The organism is Methylobacterium organophilum, from assembly GCF_022533465.1.
GTDB lineage: Bacteria > Pseudomonadota > Alphaproteobacteria > Rhizobiales > Beijerinckiaceae > Methylobacterium > Methylobacterium organophilum.
In genome coordinates this window covers 3760458-3785719 of record NZ_CP092848.1, presented here as the reverse complement: position 1 = coordinate 3785719, position 25262 = coordinate 3760458, and the positions used below count along the sequence as shown (strand labels likewise).

Sequence of the window (25262 nt, the reverse complement as noted above, 5' to 3'; positions counted from 1 at the left end):
GTGCGAGCGACCGGAACCGCGGGGCCCCCGTTTTTTTGCCGCACTCGGGAGCGAGAAGGCGGATGGTCTCCAAAATGCCAGGCTTTCGCGGCCCGGTTCCCGGCCGCATGCTCTCCCCCAAGGTCGCGCCCCCTTCATGCCACGCCCCCTCCCCCTCGGCCTCCTCGCCTGCCTGGTCGCGACCGGGGCCCTCGGCCAGGGGACACCGCGATCGGTCGGGGAATGCGAGCGGCTGAAGAACGACCTCGCCTACAATCAGTGCCTCGCCATGTTCGGGCCCCCCGCCAAGAACGTCGCCGGGGGCGACGGCCTGCCGAGCGCGCCGCCGGTGGCGACGCCGACGCTCAACACCGGCGGCGCGACCGCGAGCGCCGATCCCGCCTCGACCGCCACGGGATCCACCATCGCCGGCATCCCCGCGGTGGAGGAGCCGGTGATCGAGACCGGCCGGCGCGGGCGCCGGGGCCGTTACACCCGCCGCGGCGGACGGCAGGTGGCGAGCTTCACCGTCGGGGGCGACGACGCCGCGGAGTCGGGTTCGGGCCGGCGCCGCTATCGCCGCCACCGCTGAGGAGGCCGCGCCGGCGCCGCCGCCCCGATGCAATCGGGCCGGGTGGGATCCGCAAGGCGCCAATAAAAATTGCGTGCCGTGTCGCGCGACGAAAGTCATGGTCGCGATAAAGATCGTTCCATGACGCAGATCGTCAGAACAGCCGTTGACGTGAATCTTCGAAAAACCTAGCTCAAGGCCAAGCTTTGCCGCGGGGCGGACCGCAGCGGCCGGCGCAGGCGCGAGGGGCTGGGATCATGCGGATCGGGTGGGCAACGCTGTGCTGTCTCGCCATGCTGACGAGCGGCGCCGCCGCGGCGGCGAAGAAGCTGCCCTCCGGCGAGTATTTCGATTATTACGCCCAAGTGGACGATTGGGGTATTCGGCGCGTCGCATCGGACGAGGCGGTGCGCAAGGTCCTGTATTGCGAGGCAACCTGGGTCCGTGAGGCGGACTTCTACCTGTACCTCACCCTGGATGCCGGTCGGAAACAGTTCTCCTACGGGATCCCGGTGCCCATTCCGAGCGGGCAGAAGCAGGCGACGATGCGCGTCTGGTTCAACGGCGACAAGGCGCATGCGGCGGAGGTGCAGGCCGCCTACGTCAACACCCCGATCAGCGGCGCGGGAGAGGACGGTTACCTGGTCGCCGTCGAGAACGGGGAGGCCTCGGCCACCCTCGCGCGCCTCGCCAAGGCCCGGACGATCACGTTCGCCTATCCGTTCGAGGGCAGGACCCGCGTCGAGTCCTTCCCCTACAAGAGGGTGGCGAAAGCGCTCGGGAAGCTCGCCGATTGCGCGGACGGGCGCTGATCGTCCGTCACTCTGCCGCGGGGGCCCGCCCTAGCCGACATTCACCCGGCGGCCCCGGTTCCAGGCGAGGAAGGGCACGCCCGAGAGCAGGCTCGCGAGCGCCGCCTCGGTCTGGTGGAGGCCGTTGACCGAGACCCGCGGCAGGGCGTGGAGATGCTCGGTATGGGCGGCGAAGAGGTGGCCCGGCCGCGTCGTCACCGCCGTTTCGAAGCCGAGATCGCGGGCGAGGGCGAAGTCCCGCGGGCCGGCGGAGGTCGGATCGCCCACGGGGAACGAGAGGTGGCGCACCGGCCGGCCGAGTTCCGCCGCGATCCGGGCGCGGCTCTCCGCCATCTCCCGGCGGGCGATCTCGGCCGGGTGCTTGGCGAGCATCGGATGGGTGAGCGTGTGCGCGCCGATGGTGACGGCCGGATCGGCCGCGAGGCGGCGCAGTTCGTCCCAGCCGAGGCAGAGTTCGCGGGCGAGGGTTCCGGGCGCGAACCCCGCCTGCCGGCACAGATCGGCGATGGTGGCGCGCAGTTGTTCCTCCGGTCCCGCCCGCAGCAGGCGGTAGAGCGTGTCGAAGGCCCGCGTCTTCTCCGCGGCGTCCCGGGCCGGCAGGTCGAGGCCGGCGGCGCTCACCCGGTCGAGGGCGGCGACCGCCCGCTCCAGCTCGATCCACCAGAGCCGCCCGGTCCCGTCGGCGAAGCCCGTCGTCACGAACAGCGTCCAGGGGGCGCCGTGCCGGGCGAGCACGGGGGCGGCATGCACAACGTTGTCGCGGTAGCCGTCGTCGAAGGTTAGCACGGCGAAGGGCCGGTCGCTTCCCCCGGCCAGCCGGTCGGGCAAAGCGTCGAGGCCGATCAGGTCGAAGCCGCGGGCCTTCAATTGCCCGAGCGTCCGGTCGAGGAAGCCGGGCGTGATGGCGAGCAGGGCGTTGGGCGCGAAGCCCCCCGGGGGCTCGGGGCGCACGTGGTGGAAGGTCAGGATCACCCCCCGGCCCCGCGCGGCGGGGGCGAGCCAGCGGTCGGCCCCGAGGGCGCGCACCGCGGCGAAGCCCGCGCGGAAGAGCCGGTGGCGGTGACGCGACGACAGCATGGCGATCCCGACTTCGATCCCGGCGCGAAGGCTTAAGCCTAGCGGGCAGGCGAAAAGCATTCGTTACCCATGCCCCGCGGAAGCCGCGGCGGGGCGGCCGCTATCAACCGCCGCTTCAGGGCCGGGCCGCTAGATCGCGGGGGCGGGTGGGCGACCCGGAGGACGGCCATGACGGCACTCGCGACGCAACTCACGGGATCGACCACGATGCTGGAGCGCAGCGACCGCGATCTCGTGCCCGAGCTGCACCGGTCGCTCGCGAGCGTGGAGCCGGTCTGGCGCGCCCTGGAGGCGGAGGCCGCCCCCTTCGCCACCCCCTATCAGCGCTTCGACTGGGTCAGGGCCTTCGTCGAGACGGAGCTCGGCACCGAGCCGCAGGCGCAGGCCGGGCGGCTGCGGGTGATCGTCCTGCGCGATGTCCGTGGGCGGGCGCGGGCGATCCTGCCGCTGACCGTCTCGCGCGCCCATGGGGTGAGCACCGCCCGCGTCGTCGGCGCCAAGCACGCCAATTTCCACATGCCGTTCTTCGCCTGCGCGGAGGCCGCCGCCCTCGTGCCGGAGAGCCTGACCGCGGCCCTGGTCGCTGCCGGCCGCGCGGGCGGCATCGACCTCTTCCTGCTCGACCACCAGCCGCGGGTGTTCGACGGCATGCCCAATCCCCTGAGCGCCGGCGGCCATCCCTGCCCCAGCGACGCCTATGGCATGCGCCTGGGCCCCGATGCGGAGGCGACGCTCAAGCGCGCCTTCAGCGGCGACGCCCGCAAGAAGCTGCGGGCCAAGGAGCGCAAGCTCGTCGAGGCGCATGGGCCGGTCCTGCACCGGGTCGCGACGACGCAGGAGATGGTCGACACCATCCTCGACGCCTTCTTCGCGCAGAAGGCGGCGCGCTTCGCCGCGATGGGGATCCTCGATCCCTATGCCGACCCGGCGGCCCGCCGCTTCGTGCAGGCGGCGACCCGGATCGCGCCGGGACGCGTCCCCGCGATCGAGGTCCATGCGCTGGTGGCCGAGGCCTCGGGACGGGTCTTCGCCACCTTCGGCGGGGCGGTGGACGCCCGGCGCTTCAGCGGCATCTGGACCTCGTTCGATCCCGATCCCGAGATCGGCCGGTCGAGCCCGGGCGACCTGCTTCTGTCCAAGCTGATCGGCCAGCAGACCGAGGCCGGGCGGCACGCCTTCGACCTCGGCGTGGGCGAGGCCCGCTACAAGGCCAATACCTGCGACGAGACCATCGAGCTCGTGGAGCGCATCATCCCGGTGACGCTCGCCGGCCGCGCCCATGCCTGGATCGCGCTCGGGCGGCTCGAGGCCCGGCGCCGGATCAAGCGCTCGCCCCGCCTGCTCGCCGCGGTGCAGCGCCTGCGCCGTCTCAGGACCCGCTGACGCCTCCTCGCGCTTGGCGCCCAGGAGCGAGGAGAGGCCGGCGGCCGCTGCGATCGTGCGGAAGCGGTCTCAGGCCGATCGGCGCAGGGGCAGTTCCTGCTGCGCCGTCGCCGGCTGGGAGCGGGACCGGCGCGGGGCCGGCGCCGGGATGTTGTCGCGGGCGACCAGGATCTGCCGGGCGCCGCTCTCCTCGGCGAGCCCGTAGAGGGCGACGAGGCCCGGATCGTCGGCGGCGGCGTTCGAGGCGATCACCACCGTGTCCATGCAGGCGGCCACCGCCGTGCAGAGGGCGTTTCCGGCCTGGGCGTCCGCGACGCGCAGGCGGCAGACCACCCAGTCATAGGCCTGGGCCAGGGCGTTGAAGCCGATGGCGAGGCCCTGCGGCTCCTCCACCAGCACCTGCGGGTCGAGGATGCCCCGCCCGACGACGTGGAGCCGCGAGCCGGGCAAGGCCTGGATGATGTCGCCGAACCCCGCCTCGCCCGCCACGAGATCGGTCAGGCCCGGCCGCCGCTTGCCCGCGGCCTTGCCCTCGAGATCGAGGGTCAGGGTGCTGCCGCGCTTCGCCAGGGTCCGGGACAGGACGTCGAACAGGCCGCCCTCCCGTTCCGGCTTGGTCTCGATCACGAGCAGGCAATGGCCGGCCTCGACGGCGACGCCGTCGAGCCGCGCGAGCAGGGCGTCGAGCTCGTAGGCGCTGTCCGGGGCGCTCACCTGCGGTTGTGTCTTGGCGGCGGGGGCGGGCTTGCGGGGCGGGGCCTGGGAGGTGGGCGGTGCGATCGGCAGCATCGCCGCCGCCGCCGCGACCGCCTGCGAGACGGCTTCGGAGCCTCGCGAAACGGCTTGGGAGACTTTTGCGACGGCTTCGGAGCCGGCTTCGGAGCCGTGCGAGGCGGTTTCGGCGCTGGCGGCGGTCTGCTCGGCCGCCGCGGGCATCGGTGCGAAGGCCGGCGCGAAGCCGGGGGAATCGGGCCGGCGCGTCGGCGGCAGCGGCTCCGGATAGGCCAGGCGCCCCCGGTCCGGGGCGGTCTCGTCCGCCTCCCAGGCCTCCAGATCGCTCTCCGTGAGCCGGCGCCGGCCGCCGCCGGGGCCGCCCGGTGTGGTCAGGAGATGGCGCGCCACCACGCCGCCCGCGGACAGCAGCAGGGCGAGCAGCGTCGCGAAGGCGAGGATCGGCAGCTTCTTGGGGAAGGAGGGCAGCTCCGGCACCACGGCGCGGGAGACGATGCGGGCATCGGCCGGGCTCGCATTCCCGGCGTCGCGCGCGGCGGCCTCGCGGTAGCGGGCGAGATAGGATTCGAGCTGCTCGCGCTGCACCTTGGCCTCGCGCTCCAGCGCCCGCAGCTCGACCTCGCTGCTGTTGCCCTGGGCGACCACCGTTTGCTGCCCGTCGACCGCCGCCTGCAGGCTCTCCACCCGGGCCCCGGCGATCTTGGCGTCGTTCTCCATGGTGCGCACGATGCGCTCGGCCGCCGCCTTGATCTGCGTCTCGAGGTCGTCGAGCTGGGCCTTGAGTTCCTTGATGCGCGGATGGGCCGGCAGGAGCGTGCGCGATTCCAGGGCGAGCTGCGAGCGCAGGGTGATCCGGCTCTCGATGGTGCGCCGGATGAGCTCGTTGTTGGCCACGTCCGGGATCTCGAAGGCCCGGCCCTCCTTGATCATCTCCTTGAGCATCCTGACGCGGGCGCCGAGATCCGCCTTGATGGTGCGCGCCTGGGACAGTTGGCTCGACAGCTCGGAGAGCTGCTGGGCGCTGAGCGGCTGGGTGCCGGTGCTGCCGGCGCCGATCAGGCCATGGCTCGCCCGGTAGGATTCGACCCGCGCCTCGGCCTCGGCCACGCGCTTGCGCAGGGCCTCGACGTTGGTGCCGAGCCAGGTCGAGGCGTAGCGGGCCGTGTCGACGGCGGCCGCCGCGAGGGAGGCGATGTAGACTTCGGCCACGGTGTTGGCGGCCTCGGCGGCGAGCGCCGCGTCCTTCGCCTTGAACTCGACGGCCAGGATGCGCGACTTGCCCACCGGATAGACCAGCAGGTGGTCGAGATAGGTGTCGAGGATGCGGTCCTCGGCCGCGCGCTCGCTCGGGGCCGCGACGATGCCGAGCATCATCAGGAAGCTCTTGACCGGGCCCGGGCTGCTCGCCTCCGGATCGAATTCGGGATTGCCGACGAGCTTGAGCCGGCGGATCGCCTCGCGGGCGAGGTCGCGGGACATCACGACCTGCACCTGGCTCGCCACCGCCTGCTCGTCGATGGGCGTGTTCTGCTCGTTGCGCTCGGCGGCGTTGCGGGCGAAGGCCGGGTCGCGGCTCTCCAGGATCAGCTTGGCCTCGCCGGTATAGCGCGGCGACACCGTCTGCACGAACACGCCCGCCCCGAGGGCGACGGCGAGGGTGGGGACGGCGATGAAGGCCCAGCCCCGGCGCAGGACGCGGGCGAGCTGCGGCAGGGCGAGCCCCTCGCCCTCCCCGCCTCGGGCGAAGGCGGGCGGCGTCGGATCGGTCGTCAGGTTGATCGAACGGGGCATGCCTGGATCTTCGACGCGGAGCGGGCAACCGGCCCGAGCAGACCGACCGGTTTGGGCCATTAGAGAGCGTTAAGGTTGACCGGCCGTTAAGGGACGAAGGTCTCGGACGAGGCGCCCGATGCGCCGGAGCGGCCTCGGGTGAGGGTTCATTAACCATGAGCGCTTAGGTCTGGGCCCTAGACACCCTCTCCTCGGCGATGGCGATGCACAGGCGCGCTCTTCTCCTGGCCCTCACCTCGACCCTGGCGCTCGGCGGCTGCCTGCGTCCGAGCTTCCGCACGGACGAGCTGGACGCCACCGGAACCGGATCGATCGGCGCCCGCTACACCCTCGCCGCTGGCGACCGGCTGCGGGTGATCGTGTTCGGCCAGGACAATCTGTCCAACATCTACGCCGTCGATGGCGCCGGCCGCATCGCCATGCCGCTGATCGGCACGGTCGTCGTCGGCGGCCAGAGCACGGCCCAGGCGGCGCGGGCGATCGAGGCGAAGCTCGCGGCGGGTTTCGTGCGTGAGCCGCACGTTACGGTTGAGGTCGACGCCTACCGACCCTTCTACATCCTGGGCGAGGTCACGACCTCCGGCCAGTACCCCTACGTCAACGGCATGACCGTCGAGACTGCGGTCGCGATCGCGCAGGGCTTCGGTCCCCGCGCCGCCCGCGACTATGCCGTGCTGACCCGTCCCGGCGCGGGGCCGGAGGGCCTCGTCAACGGTATCGTGCCGATGAGCTATCCCGTCCGGCCCGGCGACACCATCGTCATCAAGGAGCGCTTCTTCTAGGGCCAAGCTCACGGGCACCGAACCGGTTTCAGGTCGGCGCGGAGCGCTCCGGAGATCGGCGCAATTCGACGGCCGCCCTTAACGCAGCCGTCACCAAGCGGGGCGAAACCAGCCCTGTCCGGCCCTCCTCTGGGGACGGTGCGCCCTTGCGGCCGGTCCCCTTAACGGCTCGACCATCCTTGCCACCCAGGGTGGCTGGCGATCGAACGCCGCGATCCTGCACCGCCCCGTGAGGGGCCGGCTCAGAGATCCGCGCCGCGAACTTGCCGCCGGAGCCCTCCCCGTGGTCGCCAGTCTGAGCCCCCTCCCCGCCGCCCCGATCCATGCGGAGACTCTGTCCGGCAGCGGCGCCGCATCCGTCGAGCGTCATCGCATCCTGCACGTGTTCCGCGCGCCGGTGGGCGGCCTGTTCCGGCACGTGATGGACTTGGCTCGCTTGCAGGCGGAGGCCGGGCATGCTGTCGGCATCGTCTGCGATGCCTCGACGGGCGCCGAACGGGCGGCGCGCGCCCTCGACGAGCTCGGTCCCAGTCTCGCCCTCGGCGTGAAGCGGCTGCCGATGCGGCGCAATCCGCATGTCACCGACCTGCGAAACATGCTCGCGGTGGCGGCCCATGCCGAGGCTCTGGGCGCGACGGTGCTGCACGGCCACGGCGCCAAGGGCGGCGTCTATGCCCGGGCCTGCCCCGTCGAGCCCGGTACCCGCCCCCTGATCCGCGCCTACACGCCCCATGGCGGCAGCTACAATTACAAGCCGGGCACGCCCCTGCATAAGCTCTACATGGCCGCCGAAGGGCTGCTCGCCCGGCGCACCGACGTGTTCCTGTTCGAGAGCGAGTATGTGGCCGGGCGTCACCGCGCCTATGCCGGGGGACCCGCCCGGCTCACGCGGATCGTCCATAACGGCATCGCCGAGAGCGAGTTCGCCCCCGTCGAGCGCGCGGCCGAGCCGTACGACCTCGTCTATATCGGCGAGTTGCGCGAGGCGAAGGGCATTCCCTACCTCCTCGAGGCCGTGGCGTCCCTGCGGGCCGCCGGCCGTTCCCTCTCGCTCCTCCTCGTCGGATCCGGGCCGGACGCGGAGCTTCTCGCTGCCCAGGCGGAGCGCCTGGGGCTCGCCGACGCCGTGACCTTCGAGCCGCCCCAGCCGATCCGCCCCGTCCTGGCGCGGGGCCGGGTGATGGTGGTGCCCTCGCTGGCCGAATCCCTGCCCTACGTCGTGCTGGAGGCGGCGGCCGCCTGTCAGCCGCTGGTGGCGACCCATGTCGGCGGTGTGCCGGAGATCTTCGCCGGCACCGACCATCCCCTCGTGCCCCCGCGGGACTCCGCCGCGCTGGCGGTCGCCATCGATGCGATCCTGCGTCAGGCGCCGGAGGTTCGCGCCGCCGAGGCCGAGCGCCTGAGCGCTTCCGTCAGGACGCGCTTCTCGATGAAGCGGATGGGAGCGGACGTGCTCTCCGGTTACGCGGCGGCCTTCCAGGCCCGGGCCCGCGCCGTCGCCCTCCCGTCCGGGCACGGGGCCTTCGAGACGGCGGGCCGTTAAGCGTTCCGAGAGCGACCGCTGCAATCATTGTGGTGCGGGGAGTGGGATGAGCCCTGCCGGGTATTTTGGAAGACGGCCATGAGCGCCTTCGACGTCCGTGACCTCCTGAAAGTCGCCGGCGAGCCCGGTGCCGTCCGCGCTGATTCCGGCGTGGTGCCCCTTCCGAGGGGCGACGGGTTCGGGGAAGTCTTCTCGGAGGGGCAGGCGGGCTCCCCGCCTCCGAGCGCTGTCGCCCCCGCCGAGGCCCAGGCCCCCATGCAGAAGGGGCCTCTGCTCTCGTCCGTGGTGCTGGCCGGCATCGTGCGCCTGGCCGAACTTGCCCTCATCGCCGTGTTCGGCGCTGGCGTGCAGCTCCTCGTGCTCGGGGACGCGGTGCCGTTCGGGATGGCCTATCTCTCCGCGATCCTCGGGATCGCCGTCATCGCGGTCGGGCTGTTCCAGGCGGGTGGCCTCTACCGTCTCGGTGCTTTCCGCGGCTTCGCCAAGAGCGCCGTCAAGCTCGTCGCCGGCTGGACGCTGACCTTCCTGCTGGTCGCGGCCGCCCTGTTCCTCGCCAAGATCGCCGACCATTACTCCCGGATCTGGCTCGGCAGCTTCTATGTCTGCGGCCTCGCCCTGCTGCTCACGGGGCGGCTCGCCCTCGCCCTGTTCGTGACCGACCAGATGCGCCGGGGCCGCTTCGACCGCCGCACTGCCATCGTCGGCGGCGGCCCTGCGGCCGAGGAGCTGATCCGTGCCCTCGACGCCTCGGAGGAGAGCGGCATCCGCATCGTGGGCGTGTTCGACGACCGCGGCGACAACCGTTCCTCGGATGTGGTCGCCGGATATCCCAAGCTCGGCAATGTCAGCGATCTCGTCGCCTATGCCCGCCGGGCCCGGCTCGACCTGATCGTCTTCACCCTGCCGATCTCGGCGGAGGCGCGCATCCTGCAGATGCTCGCCAAGCTCTGGGTGCTGCCGATCGACATCCGCCTCTCGGCGCATGCGACCAAGCTGCGCCTGCGTCCGCGGGCCTATTCCTATCTCGGCTCGGTGCCGCTCCTCGACGTGTTCGACAAGCCGCTGGCCGATTGGGACGTGATCGCCAAGACGGTGTTCGACCGCGTGGTCGGGCTCGCGATGCTGCTCGTCCTCTCCCCGATCATGATCGCGGTGGCGATCGCGGTGAAACTGACCTCGCGAGGGCCCGTGCTGTTCCGGCAGAAGCGCTACGGCTTCAACAACGAGCTGATCGAGGTCTTCAAGTTCCGCTCGATGTATGTCGACCAGGGCGACGCCACCGCCGCGAAGCTCGTCACCAAGGGCGACCCGCGGGTGACGCCAGTGGGGCGCTTCATCCGCAAGACCTCGCTCGACGAGCTGCCGCAGCTCTTCAACGTCATCAAGGGCAACCTGTCGCTGGTCGGTCCCCGGCCTCACGCCCTCCAGGCCAAGGCGGCCAACACCCTCTACGATCAGGTCGTGGACGGCTATTTCGCCCGCCACAAGGTCAAGCCCGGCATCACCGGCTGGGCGCAGATCAACGGATGGCGCGGCGAGACCGACACCTCGGAGAAGCTGCAGCGGCGCGTGGAGCACGACCTCTATTACATTGAGAACTGGTCGGTCGCCTTCGACCTCCAGATCCTGCTGACCACGCCCTTCGCGCTCTTCAAGACCGAGAACGCGTATTGAGGGAGCCGCTCACCACCAGGAGCGGCCCGCCGGCAGCGGCGGAATCCCCAGATGCGCCGCGACCGAGGCACCGATATCGGCGAAGCTCTCCCGGCGCCCCAGCGCGGCTGGGGCGAGGCCGGGGCCGAAGGCGAGGATCGGCACCTGCTCGCGGGTATGCTCGGTGCCGTGCCAGGTCGGATCGTTGCCGTGATCGGCGGTGATCAGGCAGAGATCGCCGTCCCGCAGGAGGGCGCGGATCTCCGGCACCCGGGCGTCGAAGGCCTCCAGGGCGGCGGCATAGCCCGGCACGTCGCGGCGATGGCCGTACTCCGTGTCGAAATCCACGAGGTTGAGGAAGACGAGGCCGCCCTCCGGCAGGGCGGTGAAGGCGCCGAGCGCGGCGTCGAGACAGGCGGCGTTGCCCGCCGGTTTGATCTCCTGCCCGGTGGCGCGGTGGGCGAAGATGTCCCCGATCTTGCCGACGCTGACCACGGCCCTCCCCTCGGCGGCGAGCCGGTCGAGGAGTGTGTCGGCGGGGGGCGCGACGGAGAAGTCCTTCCGGTTCGCCGTGCGGCGGAAGCTCGCCCGGTCGCTGCCGAGGAAGGGCCGGGCGATGACGCGGCCGACGCGGTACGCGTCGCAGAGGTCCCGGGCGATGCGGCAGGTCTCGTAGAGGCGCGCGAGCCCGAAGGCGTCCTCGTGGGCGGCGATCTGGAAGACGCTGTCGGCGGAGGTGTAGCAGATCGGCTTGCCCGTCCGCAGGTGCTCCTCGCCGAAGGCCTCGATGACGGCGGTGCCCGCCGCGTGCCGGTCGCCCAGGATACCGGGCAACCCGGCCTGTTCGACGAGGGCCGCCACCAGCTCGGGCGGGAAGGCGGGCTGTGTGTCGGGGAAATGGCCCCAATCCTCGCGCATCGGCAGGCCGGCGATCTCCCAGTGGCCGGACGGCGTGTCTTTGCCGGCTGCGGTCTCGACCGCGTGGCCGTAGGCGCCCCGTACCGCGCCCGAGGGCGCGAGGCCCGGGGGGAGGCGGCCTGTGGCGCCCTCGCAGGCGAGGCCGAGGCCGAGGGCGGCCAAATTCGGCAGGCACAGGGGGCCGGCGCGCAGACCGGCCCGGTCGCCGCCGCCCACCGCGCAGCATTCGGCGATGTGGCCGACCGTGTCCGCGCCGGCATCGCCGTAGCGGGCGGCATCGGGGCCTCCGCCGATGCCGACGGAATCGAGGACGATCAAGAGAGCACGGGGCATCGTGACGGGTCTCAGGCCGGAAGCGGCTCGGCCTCGGCGAGGGCGTCCGCCTCCATCTCGAAGGCGGCGGCGAAGAGGGCACGGGTATACTCGGTCTTCGGCGCGGAAAAGATCTCCGCGGCCGGTCCTTCCTCGACGACCTTCCCGTTCTGCATCACCAGCACGTAGTTCGAGAGGGCGCGCACCACCTTCAGGTCATGGCTGATGAAGAGATAGGCGAGGCCGCGCTCCCGCTGCAGGTCGCGCAGCAGGGTCACGATCTGGGCCTGCACCGAGCGGTCGAGCGCCGAGGTCGGTTCGTCGAGCACGACGAAGCGAGGCTCGAGCACGATGGCCCGGGCGATGGCGATGCGCTGGCGTTGGCCGCCGGAGAATTCGTGCGGGTAGCGGTCCATGGCGGCCGGGTCGAGCCCCACATCCGTCAAGGCCTTGGCCACGGACGCCCGACGGGCGGCCTTGGAGCGCACCAGCCCCTGCACTTCGAGGCCCTCCGCGACGATGTCGCCGACGGACATGCGCGGCGACAGGGAGCCGTAGGGATCCTGGAAGACCACCTGCATGTGCCGGCGCAGGGGCCGCATGGCCCCGGGGCCGAGGGCCTCGATGGCCCGGCCGAGGAAGACGATCGGCCCTTCGCTGCGGGTCAGGCGCAGCAGGGCGAGGCCGAGGGTGGTCTTGCCCGAGCCGGATTCGCCGACGACCCCCACGGTCTCCCCCGCCCGCACCCGCAGGCTGACCCCGTCGACCGCCTTGACGTGGCCGGTCACCCGCCGGAGCAGCCCGGTCTTCAGGGGGAACCAGACCTTGATCGGGCCGGCCTCGACCAGCCGCTCGGCCGCCTCCGGCACCGGGTTGGCGCGGCCGGTGGGCTCGGAGGCGAGCAGGCGCTGCGTGTATTCGTGGCGCGGGTGGCCGAACACCTCGGCCACCGGGCCGGCCTCGACGATGCGCCCGCGCAGCATCACGCAGACATGGTCGGCGATGCGCCGCACGATGCCGAGATCGTGGGTGATGAACAGCATGGCCATGCCGAGCCGCTTCTGCAGGTCGGCGAGCAGCGCCAGGATCTGGGCCTGCACCGTCACGTCGAGGGCGGTGGTCGGCTCGTCGGCCACGAGCAGGTCGGGCTCGCAGGCGAGCGCCATGGCGATCATCACCCGCTGGCGCTGGCCGCCGGAGAGCTCGTGCGGATAGGCGCCGAGCCGCCGCTCGGCATCGCGGATGCCGACGAGGTCGAGCAGTTCGAGGATGCGGGCCCGGGCCTTGCGGCCGCTCAGGCCCCGATGCAGCGCCAGCACCTCGCCGATCTGCCGCTGGATCGTGTGCAGCGGGTTGAGCGAGGTCATGGGCTCCTGGAAGACCATGGTGATGTCGGCCCCGCGCACCTGCCGCAGGTCGCGCTCGGGCAGGCCGAGCAGGTCGCGGCCCTTGAACAGGATGCGCCCGCCCGGGTGATGCGCCGCCCCGTCGAGGAGCCGCAGGATCGAGAGGGCGGTGACCGACTTGCCGGAGCCGGATTCGCCCACCAGCGCCACGGTCTGCCCGGGCCGGATCGCGAAGCTGACCCGGTCGACGGCGAGGCTGTCGCCGCCGCGGGTGCGGAAGGCGACCGAAAGGTCCTCGACGGAGAGGAGGGCGTCGGCGCGCCCGGGCGCGGTGTCGGCGGAGATTGGCATCGCCCCCCTTATAGCGCGCCGCGGCCCGGGCGCGATGGGCTGCGCGGATCCGCCCGGCCGCAGCGTCCCGATTCCGAAAACGCCGCCCGCCCCCTCCCGGCACGAGGCCCGCGTGGAGGTGCCGGCGCGGCGGCTTTTCGAAATTCTCGAACGGTTCGATCGAATTTATTCCGCTGTTCCGGCGCGGGGGCGAGGCCCAGATACCGCTCATCGGATGACGGCCACGGCGACAGCCACCGGGCCGCACCACGACGACCAGAATGGAGCCCCTCATGACCCGCATCGCCTCCGCCGCCCTCGCCCTCTCGCTGGCCGCCGCCACCCCGGCCTTCGCCCAGAGCTACACCGCCCCGGCCGGCATCGCCGCCCAGGCCGCCGTCTCCGGCGGCACGGTCTCCGGCACCGCCGTCGCCCAGACCCAGCCGAGCCGCGACGTCACCGCCACCGGCACGGTCACCCACCGCCCGGCCCGCCGCTAAGGCTTGGCGCCTTGCACCCCACGCGGGCGCATGACGAAAAAGCCGGCCCCGCAGAACGCGGGGCCGGTTTTTTTGCGAGGTGAGGCGGCCAGCATCTTGTTTCGACCCTAAGCGGAAGTTGGGTGCGTCTGCTTTCGGCAGTTCAAAGATATCAGCTAAGCGTAGCCGCCTTCTAAGCGGCAGGTCGCAGGTTCGAGCCCTACCGAGATCGCAACACCGCTTCTCTTCAAGAAGAAGGGCTTTTCAGGATCGGGCAAGGCCATCCGCAAAGGCTCTTTGCGGCTCTTGGTTACCTTGGAGTCGAAGGAAGTGTTCGCACAGACAAAGCTCCATTCCAGCTTCGTCCAGATCGAGAGACCTGAGCCTTCCATCATTATTCGAATCGGCTATCGCGCTCCCTGGCCTCGGCCTGCTCACTTTGGCGCGCACGCTCGACCCTAGCTCTCAGCGTCTCCCGTGCGCGCTCCATCGGCCCTGTGAGCACCGGCAACGCGGCGATGTCGAGTCGCTCAAGAAGATCGAGACGCAATGCGAACTCCATCGCCAGCGATCCGCTCCAGCTCGTCGGGCGCAGACGTTCGACAATTGTATCGAAGATCAAGAGGGGATCGGGGGCGTTCGATAGCAGGTGTCGCACCAAGCCTGTCCAGCTGAGTGGCGTCTCCTTGTCTAGCCGCTCGTACAGCTGCACAAAGGCCGCTGCGAGAGGGAAACGCTCTGCTGGTTTGTGGCTGCACCATGCGAGCACTACGTCGTCGGACACCGCGTTCATGGGAATCTTGCCCGGGCGCGGGAGTTCGTTCAGCAATTCGGCGCTCCTCCGACGCGAGATCTCGTCGCCTGAGAACAGCGTGTCGAGCATCTCGATCGGGTGGACCTCGAAAAGCGCCTGCATGAGGTCGTCGTACTCGTAGTGACCGATCTCGTAGCGGGCCATCGCCTGCATCATCGTCTGGCAAAGGTTTCGCACGGTTGACCGCCCGCCCTCGCCCGCAAGCGAAACGCGGACCATCAGCGCCAACTCATGGTCCTCAAGCGAGGGGCGCCTGCGCTCGCGCTCGAACTGAAAACCCGAGAGCAGCGCGCGGCCAGTCTCGACGAGATCGGGGCCGATCTCCCGCTTGTTGCCGCGGTCGAGGTAAAATCTCATGTGGAGGATCTGCCGCGCGATTGCGTTCCCCCCCTCGATCTCGGCAATCCTCACGAGAAGGCGCTTCAGTTCCGGTTCCGCTATGACGCTCGAAACGCTGCCGTATGCGAGCCGGGCAAATCGCTCCACTGGGGTTACCCCAGTCGCGAGCGCGTGATGGAGCCGAGCCAGCGCAGCGTCGTCGAACGCCACATTCGATTGCAGGATGGGGAAGAATGGGGCGAGGACGGGATTTTCCAGCGCCTCATCGAGTAGCGCCCGTGCGAGGGCGGCGTCCCGCCGTTCGACACCGATCAAGAACCCGCACAAGACGGCGATACCTGGTTTCGAGGTGGCAGCGGTGTGTGCGACCAGAGCATCCCAGGTCGTCCGCAGCGCCTCGGACATATCGGCCAAGCTCTCTCCGAAGTATCCAACCTTGTAGCTGTCACCCTCGGCCAGATCAGGCAGTAAATCTTGGAATGCTATATCGTCAGAGACGATCTCCTGGGCCAAACGCTTGATCAGCGTGATCTCGTGCGTTCCGGTGTCATCATCTTCGACTGGATCATCGAGATCTCTACTATGTCCGCCCCCGTGTAGGACGACGTGGCGTACCTTGTCGATCGTGGTTCGTGGGCGCAAGGCGTCTTCGAGTGCACCGAGTTCGGCCAGCGTATCCGGCGGGAGATGATCGCCGTCATAGATGCGCGTTTGTCGGACGGCGATCCACCCGTCGCGCCAGAAGCCGCGCACACCGACGATGGCATGGATGAGACGCGTCAACTCAGCGGCTTGGCCTCCCCGCACCCAGAGACCCCGGAATGCGCGGGCGATAACATCCCGCACGCCATCGGAGACGGGGCCGTCCGCGTATAGGAACGGCGCTGCGAGCCCGAGCGCGGCTCCGTACCATTCGCGAATTTCCTGGCCGTTGCGCGGGTGTAGGCCGTAATCGCGCGAGCGCGCGCCGAACTCGAAGTTATAGCCCGAGGTGAAAAACTCAGTCCTTAAAACTGCCCGCAGCAGCCTGACGCCGAGGTGCTGTTCGCTTTCGTCCGTGGAACGCAGCAGCCGTCCGACGACTGTGAGGCGCAGTTCAAGAGGCGCCCGCGTTCCCGACAGCCTGATAGGAAACAGCGATTCCAGGATCTCGGCGGCGTCGCCCCCCAGGTGATTTTCCTTCGGCAGCCGAGCTACCTGCACGAGGAGCGCTGCGGCACGTTCGAAATACGCCGGCTCGTACGCGAGCGCACGGAGCAACCGGACAAATGGGGTACATCTCCGCAGAGAGTCGTCGTCTGCCCCATAAATCGCGGTTTCCAACGCGGCCAACGCCGCATCCGGCGCAACTGGAGCGACGTTGGTTAGCACTGCGATCCCGAGTTCGTTGAGGTGCGTAATATCGGCGAGCAAGCCACCCGGTGCGAGCCACGATCGCACGATATCGCGGGCCTCCTCGCTGGCGTCGAGGTAGCCGAGACGCCGGGAGAAGGAGCGCAGAACGCGGTCCGTGGCGGTCTCCGCCAGCGCCGCCATCAGCCGGAAGCGTGGGATCTCTTCAAGCGCGGTGGTCGCGAGGCGGTTAGCGACGGCGTGCGGAAGCACCGCCCGCCATGGTCCGCGCGCCTGCACAAGCTGACGCCTCTTCAGTTTAATCGCAGCGGTTCGCACGTCTTCGGCTGTACGACCGATCAGACTGCCTAGGATTGGCAGTTCGGCGTCGTCGCCGTCGAGTGCCTCGCCCTCGAACGAGTAGAGTAGGGCGCAGACTTGCGCGATCGGCAGTAGCGACGTGTCCGGGGTGTCGCGCTGCTCAAACAGCCGCCGAAACAGTTCCTTGTCGCCGAGGCTCGCGACAGTCCCGCTTCTGGGCGCGACCTCAGCTAGCGCCAGCGCGATGCGTGCGTTGCCACCTGAGAAGTCTGCGATGGTGCGGACGTCAACCTGCGACAGAGAAGGGAAGCGTTGGACCAGCAGTTGCTCGATGATCGCCGGAGACGACGTCTCCAGGATGAAAACGTCGGTGCCTTCGGGCTCGCCGTCCTGAATGTCGTACTCGATCGTGAGCAGACTGACCGTCGAGCCCTCCGCCTTGACGATCTCGGTCAATCGCCTGTGCGTCCCCGGCGGGCAGTTGTCGATCACGAGGATCGCGCGGGTGCGATTGGCGATCAGGTCGGAAACAAGCCCGACCGGCGACGGATCGGGCTCATCGCCGATATCGGCATAGAACGCCAGCGATGGGTCGAGGCTACGGTTGCCGACGCTCGAATCGAACAGCGCCTCGGCGAGCCGCGTCTTGCCTACGCCAGACAGCCCCACGAGGCGCACGGATTTTCTCGGCTCGCGCAGCTCAACCCGCATACGCTCGATGCCGTCAGCTGCGCTCAGGCCGTTGCCCTCACTGACAGCGCTCGTCCTGACGCGAGCGGCATCGTCGAGAAGGTAGGCTGGATCCGCCCCAGGGGGCTGCGACGACCATCGGCCGAACGGGCGCCAGCCGCCCAACGAACGGCCGATCCGGGCGCGAACCCAGAGCGTCAGAGCCGGGTGATCGCGGACCCAGGTCGCTACGCGCGTCTGGTCGTAGAAGTCTATAGTCAGGCCAACGGTGGAAGGGATGCCGTGCAGAGCCTCCTTCATGGCCATCCTCCGGCTCGTAAGCTCCCGATCGGCAGTCTTGGCGCCAGAGCTGACAATGACGTAGGCGCCCCCCTCTTCGGCCAGTGCGACGATTGCCGGGCGGAGGGTGTCACTCGGGCGCATCTCTTTGAGGATTGCTGCCCGCTTCATGTCTGACTTCTTGGATTGGTAGACTGTGGCGGGCCTAGGGATGAAGCCGCCAATGGTGGTCTCAGGCGGAAGCGCGACGCGCACGTCCACGCCACCGTCCGGGGCGTCTTGATCCCCGCCCGCAGTGACCGCAGTGGTGTGAAGTCCCCTACGGCGCAGCTCTGCCTCGCACAGCAGATTGATCAGTGCACGGAGATCGCCGTCGCTTAGGGCGGCGATGTCATCGCCAGTGACCTCGAACATCCGAACTATGTAGGGTCGCCGTAGGTCTCCGGCAGCCGCGAGATGCGGTGGAGTTGGCGATAAAAGTGCGGGCTTGAGCGGTCAGATGTGGGATCGCCTGCTGTCGGCCGTTGAGCTGATGCCTGCTCATGGCGCTTTCCTGGCGCACGGCACCCAACATTCGAGCAACTGCCTTCCCCCTGAACAGACCTTCGCTGCCCTGGCAGGAGCTTCGCTCCGTTTGTCGTAGCAGGGTGTCCCGCCAAGTCTCTTGCTTCTCTCCAAAGTCGGCACGCCGGCCGCCTCTTGGTTGGGGCCGACAGGAGGTGGACCAAGCCTTTCGCGAAAGCGCCCGAAGGCGCTTCGACTCGCCCGCGCGCTCACTGGCTTTCGTCCCTGGAAGGACGCTGCTCCGCCGCGCCGCGGATTCCTGCGGCCGGGCGGGCCGCTCTACCCTTCCACCTCGTCCCGCAGGCGGTGCTCGCTGGCGATGCGGCGGACGGTGCCGGTGTTGGAGCGGTAGACCACGGTCTCGGTCTCGAGCCGGCCGGGGCGGAAGCGCACGCCGGCGAGCAGGGCGCCGTCGGTGACGCCGGTGGCCGCGACGATCACGTCGCCCCGGGCCATGTCGTGCATCTCGTATTTCTTGTTCGGGTCGGTGATGCCCATCTTGGCGGCGCGGGCGCGCTTGTCGGCGGAATCGAGGATCAGCCGGCCCTGCATCTGGCCGCCGATGCAGCGCAAAGCCCCGGCCGCGATCACGCCCTCGGGGGCGGCGCCGGAGCCCATATAGATGTCGACGCCGGTCTCATCCGGCTTGGTGCAGTGGATGATGGCGGCGATGTCCCCGTCCGAGATCAGGCGGATGCCCGCCCCCGTCGCCCGCACCGCGGCGATCAGGTCGATGTGGCGCGGCCGGTCGAGGATGATCGCGGTGATCTCCGAGGGCTTCACGCCCTTGGCCTTGGCCAGCGCCGTGATGTTCTCCGCCGGGCTCGCGTCGAGATCGACCGTGCCGGGGGGATAGCCGGGGCCGATGGCGATCTTCTGCATGTAGACGTCGGGGGCCGCGAGCAGGCTGCCCTTCTCGGCGATCGCCATCACGGCGATGGCGCCCGGCATATCCTTGGCGCAGAGGGTGGTGCCCTCCAGGGGATCGACGGCGATGTCGACTTCGGGTCCCTCCCCCGTGCCCAGGGACTCGCCGATATGGAGCATCGGCGCCTCGTCGCGCTCGCCCTCGCCGATCACCACCGTGCCGGCGATGGGCAGCCGGCCGAGCTCGGCGTGCATGGCGTCGACGGCGGCCTGGTCGGCCTCCTTCTCCTTGCCCTGGCCGCGCAGGCGGGCGGCGGCGATGGCCGCCTGCTCGGTCACGCGCACCAGCTCCAGGGTCAGCCCGCGGGCCGTGCCGCCGCTGAAGATCCCGCTCTCGACCGCCGCCATCTCGTGTCCTTCCCTGGGCCAAGCCGCGGTTCTTCGCGCCGCGGATCCCCCGGTCTCACCGATCCTGAAGCCTTTTTCCAGGCGCGCGTCGCAGGGGCAGGATCAAGGGCCTGCAGCATGGGGACGATGCCGTGGAAAAACCAGTATCCCCCGGGAGGGAAACGCCGGCCACGGCCCTCGCCTCACTCCCGCTCGATGCGGATGAGCTGGGGCGTCTCGGCCAGCAGCCCGTCGGCGGCGATGGCGTCGAGGGCGGCGCGGATGTTCCCCTCGGTCGCCGCGTAGGTGATCAGCACCAGGGGCACCGGCCGGCCGGAGCGGCCATGCGGATCGCTCGAGGCGTCCTTCTCCAGGCGGCGCTGCACGATGCTCTCGATGGAGATCTCGCGCTCGGCCATGCGGGTGGCGACGCCGGCGGCCACGCCCCGGCGGTCATGCACCGTGAGGCGGACATAGTAGCCGCCCTCGTGACGCTGCATCTCGACCCGGCGGGGCGGCGAGAGCCGGTCGACCGGCCGGCCGAAGACCGGGCGGTTCAGGCCGCTGGCCACGTCCGCGATGTCGGCGACGACGGCGGAGGCCGTGGCGTTGCCGCCGGCCCCGGGGCCGATCAGGGTCAGCTCGCCGACCGCGTCCGCATCGATGGTGACGGCGTTGGTCACGCCCATGACCTGGGCGATGGCGGAGGCCTTGGGCACCATGGTCGGGTGCACCCGCTGCTCGATGCCCGCCTCGGTGAGCTGGGCCACGCCGAGCAGCTTGATCCGGTAGCCGAGCTCGTCCGCCATGGCGAGATCGAGGGGCTGGATGGCCGAGATGCCCTCGACCGAGACACCCTCCGCGTCGATCTCCACGCCGAAGGCGAGGCTCGTGAGGATGGAGAGCTTGTGGGCGGTGTCGAAGCCCTCGACGTCGAAGGTCGGGTCGGCCTCGGCATAGCCCAGCGCCTGCGCGTCCTTGAGGCAGGCCTCGAAGGTCAGGCCCTCGGCCTCCATGCGGCTGAGGATGTAGTTGCAGGTGCCGTTGAGGATTCCGTAGACGCGGCTGACCGCGTTGCCGGCGAGCCCCTCGCGCAGGGCCTTGATGACGGGGATGCCGCCGGCCACGGAGGCCTCGTAGGCCAGCGCCACGCCGCGCGCCTCGGCCGCCCGGGCCAGGGCGGCGCCGTGGCGGGCGAGCAGCGCCTTGTTGGCGGTGACGACGTGCTTGCCGGTGCCGATCGCGGCCTCGACCACGGCCTTGGCCGCCCCGTCCGCGCCGCCGATCAGCTCGACCACGCAATCGACCTCCGAGGCGGTGGCCAGCGCCACCGGATCGTCGAACCAGGTCAGGCCCGAGAGATCGACGCCGCGGTCGCGGTGGCGGTCGCGGGCGGAGACGGCGGTTACGCGGATCGGCGCGCCGATGGCGGCTTCGAGCGCGTCCGCCCGGCGCGCGATCATCTGGACGACGGAGGCGCCGACGGTGCCGAGGCCGGCGATGCCGAGGCGAAGGGTCTGCTTCACGGGCTCGTGCGTCATGGCTCGACCGGATGGCTCCACCGTTGAAAGGGCCGCGTCCCCGCGCATCGGCGCGGGCCGGGGCCGTTCCGAAGGTCCCTTGACGTGCCGGCGGCCTGCGAGCGGCCGCGCTCGGGAGAGCGCCGTCCTTCTGCAACGATTTGGCGGGGGGCGCAAGGAAACCGCCCCATCCCCGCCCGGAGGCGTGCCGGAGAAGCCTCTCCCATCGATGGGGCGCGACAAAGACGCGTCACATCAAAAAGCGCGCGCGGCGGCTGAACAACCTTCGGCAGAGCCGGTTTCCCGGGCACCGGCAGATGCCTCCTGAAGAGCATCCGCCAAGTTTCGCCAAGATCTGAAAAGTTCCGTCAACCCGGCGATCAACAAGCGCGAGGAACGCGACGATGTATTATTTCGACAAGCGCCTGCAGTATCCTGTGAAGGTCGAGAGCCCCGATCCGGTCTTCGCGCGCATGCTTCAGCAGGCCATCGGTGGTGTCGAGGGCGAGATCCGCGTCTGCATGCAGTACTTCTTCCAGGCCTGGGGCTCGCGCGGGCCGACTACGAAATATCGCGACATGCTGCTCAACACCGCGACCGAGGAGATCGGCCATATCGAGATGCTGGCGACCGCGGTGGCGATGAATCTCGAGACGGCCCCGAGCAAGGTGCAGGAGGCCAGCGCCACGGATACGGTGGTGGGCGCGGTGATGGGCGGCGAGAACCCGCGCCATCTCATCGAGGGCATGCTGCATCGGCACATCCTCTCGACGGGAATGGCCGCCTTCCCGGCCAACAGCGAGGGCGTGCCCTTCGACATGAGCCACATCTACGCGAGCGGGAACCTCGCCGCGGACATGTATTGCAACGTCGCCGCCGAGGCGACGGGGCGCACGCTCGCGGTGCGCCTGTTCAACGCGACCAACGATGCTGGCATGCGGGACATGCTGCACTTCATGATCGCCCGGGACACGATGCACCAGGAGCAGTGGCTCGCGGTGATCGAGGAACTCGGCGGCCCTGCCGGCGCCCTGCCGATCCCGAATTCCTTCCCGCAGAGCAAGGAGCACGAGAAGTTCAACTACAACTTCTTCGCCACGGCTGCGGACGGCTCCCCGCCTCCGGAGGGCCGCTGGACCCACGGCCCGTCCCTCGACGGCAAGGGCCAGTTCAGCGTGTTCAAGAACCAGCCCATGGGCGAGGAGCCGGTGCTCGGCCCGGCCCGGCCCGACAGCGGCGCGCAATCCGAGCAGATCGCCTGAGCGGCGGGAACGAAAGGGGCTGGGCGCTGGGTCTCGTTCCGCGCCCGGCCCTGCGATGCGAAGCCTGTCCTCAGGCCGCCCGGGCGCGGGCGAGGAAGGTGTCGATGTCCTGGCGCAGGCGGGCGATCTGCTGATCGAGGGTGGCGCGGGCGGTGCCGACCTGGCTAGCGGCGTCCGTCGCCGTGCGGGTCGAGCCGCCGAGCTCCTCGATCGAGCGGGCCACCGTCTGGGTATTGCCCGCGGTCCGCTGGATCGTCGCCGCGATCTCGCGGGTGACCGCTTCCTGCTCCTCCACCGCGGCGGCGATGGCGGTCGCGATGCCGTTCACGTCGCCGATCACCCGAGCGATCTCCTGGATGTCGCCGGCGCTCTGCTGGGTCGCCTTCTGGATCGCGGCGATGCGGCTGCCGATCTCGGTGGTGGCGCGGGCGGTCTGCTCGGCGAGGGTCTTCACCTCGCTCGCCACCACGGCGAAGCCGCGGCCGGCGGCGCCCGCCCGGGCGGCCTCGATGGTGGCGTTGAGGGCGAGCAGGTTGGTCTGGCTCGCGATCTGGCTGATCAGCTCGATCACCTGCCCGATCTGCTCGGCCTGCGCGGTCAGGCTCGAGACCGATTCCCGGGTGCGCTCGGCGGTCTCGACGGCGCGGCTCGCCACCTCGGCGGAGGCGGTCGCCTGCTGGCCGATCTCCTTGACGGAGGAGGCGAGCTCCTCGGCCGCGGCGGCGGAGGTCTGGATGTCGGCGGAGGTCTGCTCGGCCGCGCCCATCACCGCGCCGGCGAGCGCGTTGGCGTTCGCGGTGGCGCCGTCGAGGGCGTGGGCGCTGTTCGAGAGCACGCCGCTCGCCTGCTCGGAGACGCGCAGGGATTCGCCGACGGATTCGGAGAAGGTCGCTACCGCCTCCGACAGCAGGGCGCCGCGCTTCTGGCGCTCCTCCACCAGGGTTTCCTGATAGATCGAGATGGCGAAGTCCATGTCGAGCATCACCGCCTTGTTGAGCACGGCGATGCGCTCGGCCAGGGCTCGGCCGTTGAAGCGGTGGCCGGCCGAGAGATGCGCGACCAGGGCGTTCAGGACGAAGGCGTAGCCGCCGATATACCAGCGTGGCTCCAGGCCGATCTTGTGGTGGACGAGGCCGATGCGGCGGATGCCGGCGACGTAATCCGCGTCGAAGTTGCCCGAGAACAGGCGTTTCCAGTGGTTCGACTGCGCCGAGACGAGGCGGCTCTGGTGGTCGCCGAGCAGGGCGGCGAGCTGCGGCACGCCGCGCAGCTTCACGTAGAACTGCTCGAGGACCTGCGGCAGAGCCGGCTCGATCAGTGGCCAGAGAGCGACGAGGTCCTGCCGGGCGCGGGCATCGATGCCGAGGAACGCGAGGCGTTCCGAGATCTGAATGGTGTCCTGCACGACCGTCCTCATAAGCTTATCGAAGTTCTCATAAGGTTTCGGCAGTTAATAATCTGTTCTGGATTGTAGCGATCGCAATCTGTGGTTGGCGCCTGGATGATCGGTTTCCGATCTTCCCTGCCGGTTTCGTCCTCTCGCGCAGCCAGCCGCCTCCGTCATCGCTCGCGGCATGGCGAATCATTTTGTCGACCGACATCTCCGGGCCGCCTGGACGAGTCGGAACAGGACTGCGGCGTTGCAGAGATGCCAGAGCGGGTGCGTCCCGGTGGGCAGCACCGGGCAGAGCGCAGCATCCATCGTCCGGAAGACGAGGGAGAGGCCGAACAGGGCGCCCGCCCCCAGAAGGGCACGCCCGGCCCGGCGCCGCCGTTCCTCCCCCGAGGCCAGCAGCGGCGCCCCGACGCCGAACAGCGCCAGCAGGGCCGGCAGGTAATCGATCGAGCCGTTGCTGAGCGCGGCCAGGGAGCGCCCGGTCAGAGCGTCGAGGGTCGGCGTCAGGCCGAAGGAGAAGGCGGCGAAAGCGAGCGTCGCCGCGAAGCCCGCGACGGGGCCGAAGCCGTGGAAGCGGCGCAGGGCCAAGAGGAAATAGGCGTAGATGAAGAGCCCGATCGGGATCACGTCGGCGAGCATCGACCAGCGGTCGGCGAAGGTGTGGAACAGGAAGGAGCCGATCCCGACCACGCCGACGAGCAGGCTCAGCGCCCGGGTCGGGGCGTCGCCCCGCGCCTGCCGCCAGGCCAGCGCCGCGGCGACGAGGAAGGCGGCGTTCGAGACCGCGTTGAGCGGCTCCGCCCAGAAGCCGGCATCCTGGCGCTCGCAATAGGCGCGCACCGGCTCGAACCAGGAAGCGTCCATGGAAGAGCCCCGCCTGTCCCGTCCTCGATCGACGCGTCGGCTTGCCAGGGCGGCGCGAAGGCCCGATGACGGGGCCGCCGGCGCCCGGGGCGGGGCCACGCGGGACAGGCCATGCGGATCACCACCTGGAACGTCAACTCGATCAAGCAGCGGACCGGCCACCTCCTCGACTTCCTCGCCCAGGAGAAGCCGGACGTGGTCTGCCTGCAGGAGCTGAAATGCCAGGAGGCGGGCGTTCCCCGGGCCGAGATCGAGGCCGCGGGCTACGCCGTCGAGGCCCTGGGGCAGAAGGCCTATAACGGCGTCGCCCTGCTGGTGCGCGCGCCGCTGGCCTACGACGAGGTGCTGCGGGGCCTGCCCGGCGACCCGGACGACGAGCAGGCCCGCTACATCGAGGCGGTGGTGCGGGGCGAGGGCGTTCCCCCGGTGCGGATCGCCTCGATCTACCTGCCCAACGGCAACCCGGCCCCGGGGCCGAAATACGATTACAAGCTCGCCTTCCTGGAGCGGCTGCGGCGCCATGCCCGCGCCCGGATGGAGACGGAGGTGCCCCTGGTGCTCTCCGGCGACTTCAACGTGATCCCCGCCCCGGAGGACGCCGCCGACCCGGCCGCCTGGACGCAGGACGCGCTGTTCCTGCCCGAAACCCGCCGCGCCTTCCGGGCGCTGCTCGCGGAGGGCTTCACCGAGGCCCTGCGCGCCTGCGACCCGCGGGCCGGCCTCTACACCTTCTGGGACTACCAGGCCGGGAGCTGGCAGCGGAATCTCGGCATCCGCATCGACCACCACCTGCTCTCGCCCCAGGCCGCCGACCGCCTCGTCTCGGTCTCGGTGCAGAAAGCCCTGCGCGGCCTCGAAAAGCCCTCCGACCACGTGCCGGTGACGGTGGAACTCGCCGAAGGCTGAGCTGCTCGGCCGC

Annotated in this window: 18 protein-coding genes; 9 read left to right on the top strand and 9 right to left on the bottom strand. The window is 70.1% G+C overall.

Going from position 1 to position 25262, the window contains the following annotated elements; genetic code table 11:
• Positions 1–136 precede the first annotated feature (136 nt).
• Together MMB17_RS17820 and MMB17_RS17815 are read left to right on the top strand one after the other, a co-directional pair.
• Entirely contained in the window at positions 137–571 is a 435-nt protein-coding gene (locus MMB17_RS17820; protein ID WP_241099751.1) for a hypothetical protein, read from the top strand.
• Positions 572–807: 236 nt separating this feature from the next.
• Positions 808–1362, top strand: coding sequence for a hypothetical protein (locus MMB17_RS17815; RefSeq protein WP_241099750.1), 555 nt, complete (start codon positions 808–810; stop codon positions 1360–1362).
• A gap of 30 nt (positions 1363–1392) precedes the next feature.
• On the opposite strand, the gene MMB17_RS17810 is transcribed toward MMB17_RS17815, so the two are convergent.
• On the bottom strand, positions 1393–2439 hold the full coding sequence (locus MMB17_RS17810; RefSeq protein WP_241099749.1) for a polysaccharide deacetylase family protein: 1047 nt from the start codon (positions 2437–2439) through the stop codon (positions 1393–1395).
• A gap of 168 nt (positions 2440–2607) precedes the next feature.
• On the opposite strand from MMB17_RS17810, the gene MMB17_RS17805 reads away from it, so the two are divergent.
• A complete protein-coding gene (locus tag MMB17_RS17805) occupies positions 2608–3822 on the top strand; it encodes a GNAT family N-acetyltransferase (protein WP_420847283.1) in 1215 nt (404 codons plus the stop codon).
• 69 nt (positions 3823–3891) lie between these two features.
• On the opposite strand, the gene MMB17_RS17800 is transcribed toward MMB17_RS17805, so the two are convergent.
• Entirely contained in the window at positions 3892–6345 is a 2454-nt protein-coding gene (locus MMB17_RS17800) for a GumC family protein (RefSeq protein WP_241099748.1), read from the bottom strand.
• Between the two features lie 197 nt (positions 6346–6542).
• Here MMB17_RS17800 and MMB17_RS17795 point away from each other — a divergent pair, with 197 nt between their 5' ends.
• The 3 genes from MMB17_RS17795 to MMB17_RS17785 all read left to right on the top strand — a co-directional run bounded on the left by MMB17_RS17795 (position 6543) and on the right by MMB17_RS17785 (position 10344).
• Positions 6543–7127 carry a polysaccharide biosynthesis/export family protein gene (locus MMB17_RS17795; RefSeq protein WP_238311111.1) on the top strand — a complete coding sequence of 195 codons (585 nt, stop codon included), beginning with the start codon at positions 6543–6545 and terminating at the stop codon, positions 7125–7127.
• A gap of 319 nt (positions 7128–7446) precedes the next feature.
• Positions 7447–8670 (top strand): glycosyltransferase family 4 protein, encoded by a 1224-nt coding sequence (locus MMB17_RS17790; protein WP_241102227.1) that lies wholly within the window; start codon positions 7447–7449, stop codon positions 8668–8670.
• A 78-nt stretch (positions 8671–8748) separates the two neighbouring features.
• Positions 8749–10344, top strand: a complete 1596-nt coding sequence (locus MMB17_RS17785) for an undecaprenyl-phosphate glucose phosphotransferase (RefSeq protein ID WP_241099747.1) — start codon at positions 8749–8751, stop codon at positions 10342–10344.
• Between the two features lie 9 nt (positions 10345–10353).
• On the opposite strand, the gene MMB17_RS17780 is transcribed toward MMB17_RS17785, so the two are convergent.
• Positions 10354–11574, bottom strand: a complete 1221-nt coding sequence (locus MMB17_RS17780) for a phosphopentomutase (protein ID WP_241099746.1) — start codon at positions 11572–11574, stop codon at positions 10354–10356.
• An 11-nt stretch (positions 11575–11585) separates the two neighbouring features.
• Complete coding sequence (locus MMB17_RS17775) at positions 11586–13250, bottom strand: ABC transporter ATP-binding protein (protein WP_238311108.1); 1665 nt, start codon at positions 13248–13250, stop codon at positions 11586–11588.
• 272 nt (positions 13251–13522) lie between these two features.
• On the opposite strand from MMB17_RS17775, the gene MMB17_RS17770 reads away from it, so the two are divergent.
• Positions 13523–13729: a hypothetical protein gene (locus MMB17_RS17770; RefSeq protein ID WP_241099745.1), complete on the top strand. Its 207-nt coding sequence runs from the start codon at positions 13523–13525 to the stop codon at positions 13727–13729.
• Positions 13730–14102: 373 nt separating this feature from the next.
• Here the strand turns inward: MMB17_RS17770 and MMB17_RS17765 are convergent, their stop codons facing one another.
• The 3 genes from MMB17_RS17765 to MMB17_RS17755 all read right to left on the bottom strand — a co-directional run bounded on the left by MMB17_RS17765 (position 14103) and on the right by MMB17_RS17755 (position 20827).
• The gene (locus MMB17_RS17765; protein ID WP_241099744.1) at positions 14103–17897 is read right to left on the bottom strand and encodes a hypothetical protein; all 3795 of its coding nucleotides are present in this window, start codon (positions 17895–17897) and stop codon (positions 14103–14105) included.
• A 429-nt stretch (positions 17898–18326) separates the two neighbouring features.
• Entirely contained in the window at positions 18327–19322 is a 996-nt protein-coding gene (gene glpX / locus MMB17_RS17760; RefSeq protein ID WP_241099743.1) for a class II fructose-bisphosphatase, read from the bottom strand.
• 182 nt (positions 19323–19504) lie between these two features.
• Positions 19505–20827, bottom strand: coding sequence for a homoserine dehydrogenase (locus tag MMB17_RS17755; RefSeq protein ID WP_238311102.1), 1323 nt, complete (start codon positions 20825–20827; stop codon positions 19505–19507).
• Between the two features lie 398 nt (positions 20828–21225).
• On the opposite strand from MMB17_RS17755, the gene MMB17_RS17750 reads away from it, so the two are divergent.
• Positions 21226–22083 carry a manganese catalase family protein gene (locus MMB17_RS17750; protein ID WP_238311101.1) on the top strand — a complete coding sequence of 286 codons (858 nt, stop codon included), beginning with the start codon at positions 21226–21228 and terminating at the stop codon, positions 22081–22083.
• A gap of 70 nt (positions 22084–22153) precedes the next feature.
• Here MMB17_RS17750 and MMB17_RS17745 read toward each other — a convergent pair whose 3' ends face one another.
• Together MMB17_RS17745 and MMB17_RS17740 are read right to left on the bottom strand one after the other, a co-directional pair.
• Positions 22154–23488: a globin-coupled sensor protein gene (locus MMB17_RS17745; protein WP_241099742.1), complete on the bottom strand. Its 1335-nt coding sequence runs from the start codon at positions 23486–23488 to the stop codon at positions 22154–22156.
• A 177-nt stretch (positions 23489–23665) separates the two neighbouring features.
• Positions 23666–24343, bottom strand: coding sequence for a ceramidase domain-containing protein (locus tag MMB17_RS17740; protein ID WP_241099741.1), 678 nt, complete (start codon positions 24341–24343; stop codon positions 23666–23668).
• A 111-nt stretch (positions 24344–24454) separates the two neighbouring features.
• Here MMB17_RS17740 and xth point away from each other — a divergent pair, with 111 nt between their 5' ends.
• Positions 24455–25249: an exodeoxyribonuclease III gene (gene xth, locus MMB17_RS17735; RefSeq protein WP_241099740.1), complete on the top strand. Its 795-nt coding sequence runs from the start codon at positions 24455–24457 to the stop codon at positions 25247–25249.
• Positions 25250–25262 lie beyond the last annotated feature (13 nt).